Annotated in this window: 9 protein-coding genes; 5 read left to right on the top strand and 4 right to left on the bottom strand. The window is 67.1% G+C overall.

Translation table 11 applies throughout. The features are described from left to right. Nucleotides 1-104 precede the first annotated feature (104 nt). From ACXJLH_RS13330 to ACXJLH_RS13315, 4 genes are all read right to left on the bottom strand, one after another. Complete coding sequence (locus ACXJLH_RS13330) at nt 105-2,087, bottom strand: S9 family peptidase (RefSeq protein WP_457444577.1); 1,983 nt, start codon at nt 2,085-2,087, stop codon at nt 105-107. Next, complete coding sequence (locus ACXJLH_RS13325; protein ID WP_457444575.1) at nt 2,084-2,680, bottom strand: GNAT family N-acetyltransferase; 597 nt, start codon at nt 2,678-2,680, stop codon at nt 2,084-2,086. Before ACXJLH_RS13325 ends, ACXJLH_RS13330 begins: the two co-directional genes overlap by 4 nt. Continuing rightward, nucleotides 2,677-2,901, bottom strand: a complete 225-nt coding sequence (locus ACXJLH_RS13320) for a hypothetical protein (protein ID WP_457354506.1) — start codon at nt 2,899-2,901, stop codon at nt 2,677-2,679. Before ACXJLH_RS13320 ends, ACXJLH_RS13325 begins: the two co-directional genes overlap by 4 nt. Before the next feature lie 76 nt (nt 2,902-2,977). Beyond that, nucleotides 2,978-3,832, bottom strand: a complete 855-nt coding sequence (locus ACXJLH_RS13315; RefSeq protein WP_457391716.1) for an AAA family ATPase — start codon at nt 3,830-3,832, stop codon at nt 2,978-2,980. Nucleotides 3,833-3,942: 110 nt separating this feature from the next. Here ACXJLH_RS13315 and ACXJLH_RS13310 point away from each other — a divergent pair, with 110 nt between their 5' ends. The 5 genes from ACXJLH_RS13310 to ACXJLH_RS13290 all read left to right on the top strand — a co-directional run bounded on the left by ACXJLH_RS13310 (nt 3,943) and on the right by ACXJLH_RS13290 (nt 11,639). Continuing rightward, the gene (locus tag ACXJLH_RS13310; protein ID WP_056198843.1) at nt 3,943-4,587 is read left to right on the top strand and encodes a c-type cytochrome; all 645 of its coding nucleotides are present in this window, start codon (nt 3,943-3,945) and stop codon (nt 4,585-4,587) included. Between the two features lie 140 nt (nt 4,588-4,727). Then, the gene (locus tag ACXJLH_RS13305; protein WP_457444573.1) at nt 4,728-5,933 is read left to right on the top strand and encodes an HD-GYP domain-containing protein; all 1,206 of its coding nucleotides are present in this window, start codon (nt 4,728-4,730) and stop codon (nt 5,931-5,933) included. A 54-nt stretch (nt 5,934-5,987) separates the two neighbouring features. Next, on the top strand, nt 5,988-7,556 hold the full coding sequence (locus ACXJLH_RS13300) for an ABC transporter substrate-binding protein (RefSeq protein ID WP_457444572.1): 1,569 nt from the start codon (nt 5,988-5,990) through the stop codon (nt 7,554-7,556). A gap of 76 nt (nt 7,557-7,632) precedes the next feature. Then, nucleotides 7,633-9,546, top strand: coding sequence for a hypothetical protein (locus tag ACXJLH_RS13295; protein ID WP_457444570.1), 1,914 nt, complete (start codon nt 7,633-7,635; stop codon nt 9,544-9,546). A 125-nt stretch (nt 9,547-9,671) separates the two neighbouring features. After that, nucleotides 9,672-11,639 (top strand): TonB-dependent receptor plug domain-containing protein, encoded by a 1,968-nt coding sequence (locus tag ACXJLH_RS13290; RefSeq protein ID WP_457444568.1) that lies wholly within the window; start codon nt 9,672-9,674, stop codon nt 11,637-11,639. Nucleotides 11,640-11,646 lie beyond the last annotated feature (7 nt).

Raw genomic sequence — 11,646 nt, 5'->3', positions numbered from 1 at the left:
CTGGATCAGCATGGAGCACAGCATGGAGCAGGGCCGGGATCGAAGTTCTGCGGATTATGCAGAGCCGACACCGTCTCGCCCGCCTGCTGGACGTCGGGCTTGTCCTAGGCGGTGTAGCGGGCCAGCCAGTTGAAGAACTCGCCGTACCAGAGCCGGCTGTTGCGCGGTTTGAGCACCCAGTGGTTCTCGTCCGGGAACCAGACCAGCCTCGAAGGCACTCCCAGCGATTTCAGTGTGTTGTAGTAGGCCAGGCCCTGGGCATCGGGCACGCGGTAGTCCAACTGGCCGTGCATGACGAGGGTCGGCGTCTTGAAATGCTTGGCAAAGGCATGCGGGCTTTGTGCCGCGACGCGGGCCGGATCATCCCAATAGGCCGCACCCAGCTCCTTGCGATGCCAGCTGTAGGCGTCGTCGGCGTACATGGCCTGCCAGTCGTAGCAGCCGGCGTGGCAGACGTAGGCCTGGTATCGCCCGGCCTTCACGTGGCCGTTCATCCAGGCCACCATGTAGCCGCCATAGCTGCCGCCAGCGGCGACGACGCGCTTGCGGTCGACCCATGACTTCTTCAGCAGCCAGTCAGTGCCGGCCTCGACATCCTGCAACTCGTACTCGCCCCAGTGGCCAGTGATGCTGTCCAGGAACTCGTGGCCGAAGCTGGATGAGCCGTGGTAATTCACGCAGGCGACGACATAGCCCTGGCTGGCGAACACCTGGTGGTTCCAGCGCCAGTGCCAGCTGTCACCGAAAGCAGTGTGCGGGCCGCCGTGGATGACGTGCATGACCGGCCACTTCTTCTTCGGATCGAAGCCCGGCGGGTAGGTCAGCCACATCTGCACGTCGTCGCCGCGCGCACCCTGGATCGTGACCTCCTCGTGGCGGCCGAAGTTGTGGGCCGCGAGGCGCTCGTCGTTCAGCGACTCGATGCGGCGCAGGCCATCGTCGGCCAGCACCGACAGCCGCGGCGGGAACTGCATGCCGTCGTGGTTGACGACGAGGAAGCCGGCCGACAGCGCGAAGCTGCCGACATGGCCTCCCTCGAAAACCCGTTCGGCGGTGCGGTCGCCCAGCGCGAACTGCCAGAGGTGGCGACGGCCACGCTCCTCGGCGGCGAAGTACACCGCCTGGTCGTCCTCGGCCCAGCGCAGCGGTGCGCTGACCTCATGGTCCCAATCCTCGCTGAAGACGGCCCAGCGGCCCTGCTGGTCCAGCACGGCGAGCTGGTTCGGATGGTTGTGGCCCAGGGCCTGGTGGCTGGCCAGGAAGGCGAGGTGAGCGCCGCCATGGCTGTAGCGCGGCGCGGCGAAGTCCCAGTCGCCGTCCTGCAGCAGCGTCTGGCCCTGGCGCGTTCTCACGTCGATCTCGGCCAGCGCAAAGCGGCCGTCCAGCTTCTTCTCGGCGGTGGGGTCGAACGCGAAGGCGATGCGCCGGCCATCGGGCGACACGTCGAAGCAATTCACATCCGGCTCGGCGCGGCTCAGCTCCCAGGCCGTGCCCTCGAACAGGTCGCGCACCTTGCCCGTCTCGACATCCATCACATGCAGGTGCGGCACACGGTCCATCGGCAGGTGGTGGTCCCAGAAGCGGTAGAAGGCCTCGTCGGTGACGTAGGCGCTTTCCTTGCGGCTCTTGAAGTCGCGCAGCCGCGCAGCCTGGGCTGCGCCCTTCAGATCGGGCCAGACCCAGGACACGAAGGCGATGCGCCGGCCGTCGGGGAACCACTTGAAGGACTCGACGCCCGTGGGCACTTGGCCGACGCGGCGCGCCTCGCCGCCGTCCGGCGGGATCACATAAAGCTGCGTCTCCTCGTCTCTCACGCCGGCCTGTTCGCGCTTGGCGGTGAAGGCGATCAGGTCGCCACGCGGGCTCCATTGCGGGTTGCCGTCCTTCTCGCCCGCTTCGGTCAGGCGGCGCGGCTCGCCGCCCAGTGTCGAGAACAACCACAGGCTGCTCTGCGCGCGATTGGCCTCCATCGAGTAGCGCGTGACGCCGGCGGCGGCCTGGGCACCATCGGGGCTGAGGCTGGGTTCGCCGATGCGATCCAGGGCCCAGAGTGCATCGACGTCAAAGGCCTTGGATTGTCTTTTCATGTTCGCTGTCGAGTCAGTTGCCAGTTCAGGTGCGCCTTGACCTCGGGCCATTCGCCCACGGTCAGGCTGTACATGACGGTGTCGCGCACCGTGCCGTCGCGGCGCAGCGCATGGTGGCGGATCACGCCGTCGCGCCTGGCGCCCAGGCGCTCGATGGCGCGCTGCGAGGCGTGGTTGAAGTTGTCGGTGCGCCAGCCCACGAGCTTGGCGCCCAGGGTTTCGAAGGCGTGGGTCAGCAGCAGCAGCTTGGCGGTCGTGTTGACGGCGCTGCGCTGCATACGCTGGGCATACCAGGTGTAGCCGATCTCGACGCGCTCGATGGCCGGCACGATGTCGTGATAGCTCGTTGACCCCAGCACCTCGCCGGTGGCGGCATCCAGCACGGCGAAGGGCAGGCGGTGGCCGGCGGCCTGCCCGGCCAGGGCCGCTTCGACGTAAGTGACGGCCTCGTCGGGCGCAGGCACGCTGGTGAAGCGCAAGTTCCACAGTTCGCCGTCCGCGGCCGCGGCCTGCAGGCCGGGCACATGGTCCAGCGTCAGCGGCACGAGGTGGATGGGGCCGGCGGCCAGCGTCACGGGCAGGACGGGTTTCATGGCTTGTCCTTCAGCATCAGCCGCCGCGCCAGTAAGCGGCCGCCGCCGCAGCCGGCGACGATGAGCAGCAGGCCGACGAGCTGCTGCGCATTCCAGTCGGTGCTGGCGATGAAGTCGATGCCGAACTGCCGGCCCAGCCACCAGCCGGCCAGCGCGCCAAGCACAAAGCCGACGGCATCCGCCAGCCCTTCGCGCATCGCGCGGTCGAAGTCTTGAGCCATCAGCGGCGCTCGGCCGTCCGGAGCCGCTGGGCGCCCCCTCGGGGGGCAGCGGGCGTAAGCACGCGTGGGGGCTGCATCATCTGTTATTGCGCTGCATGAAGACGAGCTTCTCGAAGAGCGTCAGATCCTGCTCGTTCTTCAGGAGCGCCCCCACCAGCGGCGGGATGCTGACCTTCTCGTCCTTGGCTTGCAGCGCGTCCACCGGGATGTCTTCGGCCAGCAGCAGCTTGAGCCAGTCGATCAGCTCCGATGTGCTGGGCTTCTTCTTCAGGCCGGGCAGGTTGCGCACGTCGTAGAAGTTCTTCAGCGCGGCGGCCAGCAGGTCCTTCTTCAAGGTCGGGAAGTGCACATCGACGATCTTCTTCATCGTCTCGGCGTCGGGGAACTTGATGTAGTGGAAGAAGCAGCGGCGCAGGAATGCGTCGGGCAGTTCCTTCTCGTTGTTGGACGTGATGAAGACCAGGGGCCGGTGTTTCGCCTTGATGAGTTGCCGGGTCTCGTAGACATAGAACTCCATGCGGTCGATCTCGCGCAACAGATCGTTGGGGAACTCGATGTCCGCCTTGTCGATCTCGTCGATGAGCAGCACGACCGGCTCGTCGGCCTCGAAGGCCTGCCACAGCACGCCTTTGACGATGTAGTTCTCGATGTTGCGAACGCGCTCGCTGCCCTCGATGCCGGCGAGCTGGCTGTCGCGCAACCGGCTGACGGCGTCGTACTCGTACAGGCCCTGCTGGGCCTTGGTGGTGCTCTTGATATGCCACTGCAGCAGCGGCATGCCTAAAGCGCCGGCCACTTCCTCGGCCAGCATGGTCTTGCCGGTGCCGGGCTCGCCCTTGATGAGCAGCGGCCGCTGCAGCGTCGCCGCGGCATTGACCGCGAGCATCAGGTCGGCCGTGGCGACGTACTGGTCGGAACCTTGGAATTTCATTGGGAAAACCGGGGCAAAACCCGAACTGAAGAGGGGCCGGACCAGTATAGGAGGCCTCCTATAATCGCCGCCGCTCCGGAACACGACACCAACCCGAACCTCTTGGGACCATGAAAAAACTGCTGCAGATCTCGCTCGCCCTGGCCACCGCCTTTGCTGCCCTCGCAGCCCAGGCCCAGGACGTGAAGGCCGGTGAGACCAAGGTCGCGATGTGTATCGGCTGCCATGGCATCGTCGGCTACCAGGCCAGCTTCCCCGAGATCCACAAGGTGCCGATGATCGCGGGCCAGAACGCCAAGTACATCGTCTCGGCCCTGCAGGCCTATGCCAAGGGCGACCGCAAGCACCCGACGATGCGCGGCATTGCCGGTTCGCTGAGCGAGCAGGACATGAACGACGTGGCCGCTTTCTACGAGCAGCAGGCCAAGCTGCCGGCGGTGGCCGACAGCATTCCGGCCGCGCCTGCCAATGTGGCCGAGCTGCTGACCAAGGGCGCTTGCGTGTCCTGCCACGGCGCCAACTTCAGCAAGCCCATCGACCCGAGCTACCCCAAGCTGGCTGGCCAGCACGCCGACTACCTGACCGTCGCGCTGAAGTCCTACAAGACCGAGAAGAACCCCGGGGTGGGCCGCAGCAACGGCGTCATGGCCGGCCAGGTCAAGCAGTTCAGCAACGCCGAACTGAAGGCCATCGCCAGCTACATCAGCACGCTGCCGACCGAACTGGCCACCGTGCCGCAGGGCAAGTTCCGCTGATCCGGCGCGACCGCCGCCCGACCGAGCCGCCTTCAAGGCGGCTTTTTGTTGCCCGCGGCAAAAGCGTGCAGGGCTGCACGATCGTTGCAAGGCCTTGCCTGCGTCACGCACGGATACTGGTGCGCATAGACGACGCTGTCATGTTGAAGAAGATCTCGACCTCCGACGTGAGGCTGGGCATGTATCTCCAGGCGATGGAGGGGGCCTGGCTCTCTCATCCGTTCTGGAAGACCAAGTTCGTGCTGACCGATGCCGCCGACCTTGCCGCCCTGCAGGCCAGCGGCGTGTCGGCCGTCTGGATCGACGTCAGCAAGGGCGGGGATGTGGCTGCGCCTGCGCCAATCGCCGCCGTGACCGTCGCTTCCCCGCCCACGCCGCCCGCCACAGCCGCCCCTCAGCCGCGCGTCAGCATGGAGTCCGAGCTCGACCGCGCCACCCAGGTGCTGGGCCGGGCCAAGGTGGCCGTCATGGCGCTGTTCAACGAGGCGCGGCTGGGCAAGGCCATCGACACCGAGGTCTGCCTGCCCATCGTCGACGAGGTCACGTCCTCGCTGGCGCGCAACCCGTCGGCCTTCCTCAGCCTCGCGCGGCTCAAGGACAAGGACACCTACACCTATATGCACTCGGTCGCCGTCTGCGGCCTGATGGTGTCTCTGGGCCGGCAGATGGGGCTGTCCGATGCCGAAGTGCGTGAAGCTGGCCTGGCCGGGCTGCTGCACGACGTCGGCAAGATGCAGATGCCCATGGAGGTGCTGAACAAGCCCGGTGCGCTGACCGACGCCGAATTCGACGTCATGCGCGGCCACCCCGAGCGCGGCTTCGACCTGCTCAAGGACGGCGCCAAGGTGCCGGCTTCCGCCCTGGACGTCTGCCTGCACCACCACGAGAAGATGGACGGCAGCGGTTACCCGCACAAGCTGGCCGGCGACCAGATCAGCCTGCTGGCGCGCATGGGCGCGGTCTGCGATGTCTACGACGCCATCACCTCGACCCGGCCCTACAAGAACGCCTGGGACCCGGCCGGCTCGCTGCAGCGCATGTCACAGTGGAAGGGGCAGTTTGACCCGAGCGTCTTCCAGGCCTTCGTGAAGAGCGTCGGCATCTACCCGACCGGCACCCTGGTGCGCCTGCAGTCGGGTCGCCTGGCGGTGGTTGTCGAGCAGAACGCCACTTCACTGGTCGCGCCGCGCGTCAAGGTCTTCTACTCGACCAAGTCGAGCATGCCCATCCCGTTGCAAGTCATCGACCTGGCCACGTCCACCGACCGCATCGCCGGCCGCGAGCCGCCCGAGGACTGGAATTTCACCCACCTGGACGAGCTCTGGAACCCGAACGCCAAACGGTAACGAAGGGGCTTTGACGGCCTCCTAAACTGCCAGCCCTGCAGTTGGGAGATGGCAATGAAGCGATGGCTGGGTGTAGCTCTTTTGGCATGGACCTGCGGTGTGTCCGCGCAGACGCTGCGTTGGGCCAGCCAGGGCGACCCGCAGACCATGGACCCGGACTCGCAGAACGAGAGCCTGACCAACATGGTCAACGGCCAGATCTACGAGCGGCTGACGAATCGCGATGCCAAGCTGAGCCTGGTGCCGGGCCTGGCCACGGAATGGAAGCAGACCGGGCCGCTCGCCTGGCGCTTCAAGCTGCGCCCCGGCGTCAAGTTCCATGACGGCACGCCGCTGACGGCGGATGACGTCGTCTTCTCGGTACAGCGCGCCAAGGAGCCCACCTCGCAGATCGCCGTCTGGGCCAATGCCGTTGGCACGGCCAAAAAGGTCGACGAGCTGACGGTGGACTTCCAGCTGACCACCTTCAACCCCATCTTCCTGCAGCACATCGACCAGCTGTGGATCATGAGCCGCAAGTGGTGCGAGGCACACAAGGCCACCAAGCCGCTGGACTTCAAGAACAAGGAAGAGAGCTTCACGGCGCTGAACACCAACGGCACTGGCCCCTTCATGCTGGCCAGCCGCCAGCCCGGCATCAAGACCGTGCTCAAGCGCAACCCGAACTGGTGGAACAAGTTTGAAGGGAACGTCCAGGAGGTCGTCTACACGCCCATCGCGACCGACGCGACCCGTCTGGCCGCGCTGGTGTCGGGCGAAGTCGATTTCGTGCTCGACCCCGCGCCGCGCGACATTGCGCGCCTGCGCAACACCGCTGGCGTCAAGGTCATCGAGGGGCCGGAAAACCGCCTCGTCTTCATCGGCATGGATCAGTCGCGCGACAAGCTGCTCTATGGCAACGTCCCCGGTGACAAGAACCCCTTCAAGGACGTGCGCGTGCGCCGGGCGCTGTACCAGGCCATCGACATCGACGCGCTCAGGACCAAGCTGATGAGCGGCCTGTCGGTACCCACCGGCGCGCTGACCCCGTCCGGCATCGCCTCCTTCGACGACCCGGCCCTGCAGGCCCGCCTGCCGCACGACCTAGCCGGCGCGAAGAAGCTGATGGCCGACGCGGGCGTTGTCGACGGCTTCGAGGTGACGCTGGACTGCCCCAACAACCGCTACATCAACGACGAGGAGATCTGCACGGCCCTGGCCTCGATGTGGGCCCAGCTGAAGATCAAGGTCAAGGTCAATGCCATGCCCCGCGTCATCTATTTCCCCAAGCTGGAAAAGTACGACACCAGCCTCTATATGTACGGCTGGGGCGGCTCGGTGACGGATGCCGAGAGCATCCTGACGCCGCTGTACCGCACGCGCGGCGACAAGGGTGTGGGCAACTACAACTTCGGCGGCTTCCGCAACGACAAGGCGGACGCGCTAGCGGCTCAATCGAGCGTCGAGCCGGACGCCAGGAAGCGCGAGCAGCAGATCCGCGGCGCGCTGGCCGAGCTGCGCGAGCAGGTCAACATCATCCCGTTGCACCACCAGGTGGTGCCGTGGGCGGCGCGTGCGAATGTCACGGCCATCCACCGGCCCGACAACTGGCTGGAGCTGGCCTGGGTGCAGATCAGCCGCTGATTTCGGCCCTTTAACGGCCCACCACCCGGTGGGCTGGCGCGGCACACTGGCCCAAGCCCAGATTCACGCCCGCGCCATGCTGTACCGCCTTGCTGCTTTTGCCCTGACCCTGCTGCTCGCCTCCTGCGGAGGCGGCGGTGGCGGTTCGGACACGCCTGTGCTGGACAAGCCGCCCACGTTGCGCGGCGTTGCCGCCACGGGCGCGCCCCTCGTCAATGCGCAGATCAGCGTCGTCGACGGACAGGGCAAGGCGGTTGGCACGGCCACCACCCATGGCGCCGACGGCAGTTACAGCCTGACGCTGAGCACCACCAGCCCCGCCGCGCCCCTGCTCATCCAGGCGCGCGGCATGGATGCTGCCGGCACCATGCAGGTCCTGCATTCCACCGTGCCAACCATCAGCGCCGCCATGGTCGGCCATGTGACGCCGCTGACCAATGCCGTTGTTGCGCTGGCCCTCGGCACCGAACCCGCCCCGGTGTTTACGGCTGCTGCCACCAGCGCCAGCCAGCTCAGCCAGATGGCCAGCGCCGCACCCGCTGCCGGCACCTTCCTGAAGACCCTGGTCAAGACCCAGGTCAGCGACCTGAAGATCACCGACGCCGCGGCTCTGGACCTGCTGGCGGATTCGACCTTTGCCGCCAACAAGGGTGCTCACGACCTGCTCATCGAGAGCGTGCGCATCGACCTCGCACGCTCCAAGCTCAACGTGCCGGTGCTGCAGATCGGCAACAAATTCCTCGCCGCACCGACGGCCGAAGTCGTCGTCGAGCTGCCCACGGCGCAGACCGAGCTGCTCAAGGCCAGCGGTACGCCGGCCACCGCCATCACCTCCACGCTGAAGGCCGCGACCAGCGCGACGACGCTGCTCAGCACCTTGTCTGGCCTGGACGACCTCGGCGCGGCGCTGAACCAGCTCATCGCCCAGGGGCGCGACGTCAGCACGCTGCTGAACTCCGTCCTCGTCACCGGCTACGACAAGCACAACGGCCGCAGCAAGGCCGACATCGCCGGCATCCTGTCGACCTATACGACGGGCAACCGCCAGTTTGGCCGCTTCCAGCTGCTGGGCTGCGCCGACGATGCACCGACCGCCGGCAACTGCGCCAAGGTGCTGGTGGGCGCCGTCATCAGCGATTCCACCGGTGCAGTCGTCGACCTTTTCAGCGACGCGGTCAGCTACAACAAGTCGGCCACGACGACCAACAAATGGAACCTGATCGGCAACGGCAAGAAGCTGGCCGTCGGTGTGTATCCGCTGGGCTTCCTGGCGCTGAATGCCGATGGCACGGCCAGCGGTGCCGTGGTGCCCAACCCGGGCATCGGCCTGCAGGTTGAGGTCCAGGCGCAGACGGCCGATCCCGTGCCCGGCATTCCGGCCACGCAGCTGCTCAGCTCGGCCACGGTGCAGCTACCCGGCGGCTTCAGCATTCCCTTCGGCTATTGCAACCGGCTCCTGCTGTGCGTGTCGTCCACGCCGGGCGCCACCAACCTGATCCCGACGGGCGGCGTGGGCGACATCGCCATCCAGCGTTCGGCGGTCGGCTGGATCGGCAGCGCGGACAGCGTGCGTGGTGCCAAGTTCATCGCCAGCTACACGATTTCCGGCGTGGCCGAGACGCGCAACGCCTGGCTGCGCGCCGACGTGCTCGGCGAGCCGGCTGCCACGCGCTTCCCGAGTGTTGACAGCGTGTCTGCAGCCAGCCCGGTGTCCGCTGCCTCGCTGCAGAGCGGCAGCCTGGTGATCAACTGGGCCGCCTGGGCCGCTGCCAACCCCGACCTGCGCCTCATCGAGATCAAGCGCGTCTTCACGCCGACCGCCGGCGGAGCGCCCACGGTGCTGGACACGAGCGTGCCGCTGCCGCCCAAGACGGCGGCGACGCTGAGCACGGCGTACACGCCGGTGGGCAGCGTCACATCGGAGCTGTGGCTGCAGGCCATGGACGCGCAGGGGCGACGTTTCCATACCCGTTACACCGGCAAACCGTGAATTGAGTCGCGGACCGGCTCGCAACCGGCGTTGTTGTGAAATGTGACAGCGACTGCGGACGGGGCCAAAGCTAAGCTTTCGGCACCGTTTCCCATCGCCGCCGACGTCTGCCGGCGACCGCCCTTGTGAAAAGCCGCCTAATTGCGCTGGCGTGGTTGTCCACGCTGGCCCTGACTCCAGCGGCTCAAGCCGCTCCAGCCGCCGCCGATGCCTCGGACGACCAGGCGCTCGAAGCGCTTCTGAAACGGGAAGTGCAGGGTCCGTCCCGCTATGCCCAGAGCCTGATGGACGCGCCGGCATCGGTCAGCGTGCTGGAGCGGGGTGTGTCCGATGCCCTTGGCCACCAGACCGTGGGTGACCAGCTGGCCCGCCTGCCGGGCGTCTACCTCAGCAACTCGCGCACCTACAGCGCCCTGGGGCTGCGCGGCTTCAACCGGCCGGGCGACTACAGCGCCCGCCTGCTGATGGCCATCGATGGCCAGCGCGTCAATGACGCGATCTTTGACCAGGGGCTGCCGCAGCTGGAGCTGCCCATCGTCGCCGAATGGGTCAAGCGGGTGGAGCTCGTCCACGGCCCCGGCTCCTCGATCTACGGCAGCAATGCGCTGCTGGGCGTCGTCAACGTCGTGACGCTGAATGGCGCTGACGCGCCGGGCCTGACGGCCCAGGGCAGTGTGGGCGAGAACGGCACGCGCCGCGCCGAGATGCATTACGGTGCTGCCGCGGCGGACAGTGATTTGTTCATCGGCCTCAACCTGCAGCGCACCGCCGGCGAGGACCTCTTCCTGCCCGAACTCGGCACGGCCGATGGCTGGGTGCGCGGTCTTGATGGCGAGCGGCAGGTGGCGCTGCTGGCCAAATACCGCAACGGCCCCTGGCGGGTCGCGTTGAACGCGGTGCGCCGCGACAAGGATGCCCCGACCGCACCCTACGGCACCGAGCCCGGTGTGCCCGGCACCCACTACACCGACAGCCTGGTGCTGGGCGAGCTCAGCTACGACGAAGGCTGGCAGGGCGATGTACGCCGCTCGGCGCGGCTCAGTGTGGCGGGCTATGAATTCCGTGGCCGCTATGTCTTCGGGCCGGCGCCTCAACTCGTCAACAAGGACGAGGCTCGCGCCCAATGGACGACGCTGGAGGCGCGCATGCTTTGGCGAGGCCTGCTCAACCATCAGCTGATGTTCGGCGCCGAGCTGCGCACCTCGCCCCAGGGCCTGCAGCGCAACTACGACGTCGACCCCTATGCGCTGCGCCTGGATTCGCACGTCACCCAGGACGCCGCGGGCGTCTACGCGCAAGACCAGTGGCGGCTTTCATCGGTGCTGCAGCTGACCACCGGCCTGCGCCTGGACCATGTGAGAGGCTTCGCGCCAGCCATGTCGCCGCGCGCCGTGCTGGCGCTGCGGCCCGACGAGCGGGAGTCCTTCAAGCTGATGTGGGCGCAGTCCTTTCGCACGCCCAATCTGTACGAGCGCTTCTACGACGACGGCGGGGTTTCCCAGCTGCGCAGCAACGACCTGAAGCCCGAGCGCCTCAACTCCGTCGAAGCTGCCTGGGAGTACGTGCTCCACAGCGGCCATGCGCTCAGCGCCAACGCCTACTACACGCGCATGAACCGCTTGATCGAGCAGCAGCCCGTCGGCAGCGAGAGCGAGGCGGTGGTGCAGTACCGCAATGTCGGCAGCGTCAGGTTGCGGGGCGTGGACGTTGGCGTCGAAAGGCGCGCGACGGACGGCTGGCTCTGGCACATCAGTGCGTCCTGGATGGACGGCCGCGACGACGCCGGCCAGCGCCTGAGCAATTCGCCCTCGTGGATGTTCAAGGGCGACCTCGTCTCACCGGTGTGGCAGCGCTGGCAGCTTGGCACGGAGTGGAACCTGCTCGGCCGTCGCAGCGGCCGCGTCGAGGTGCCGACCAGCGCCCTCGTCAACGCCCATCTGCGCTATCACGTCGATCCGCGCCAGAGCCTGGCCCTGCACCTGAGCAACGCGCTGGACCGCCGCATTTTCGACCCGTCGACCCCCGACACGTCGCTGAGCGCCATTCCTCAGCCCCGGCGCGCCTGGCGCCTGGACTGGCGCTTCACGCTCTGAGCCTGGC

Source organism: Roseateles sp. P5_E4, from assembly GCF_054049255.1.
This window is presented reverse-complemented; position numbering and strand designations above follow the sequence as displayed.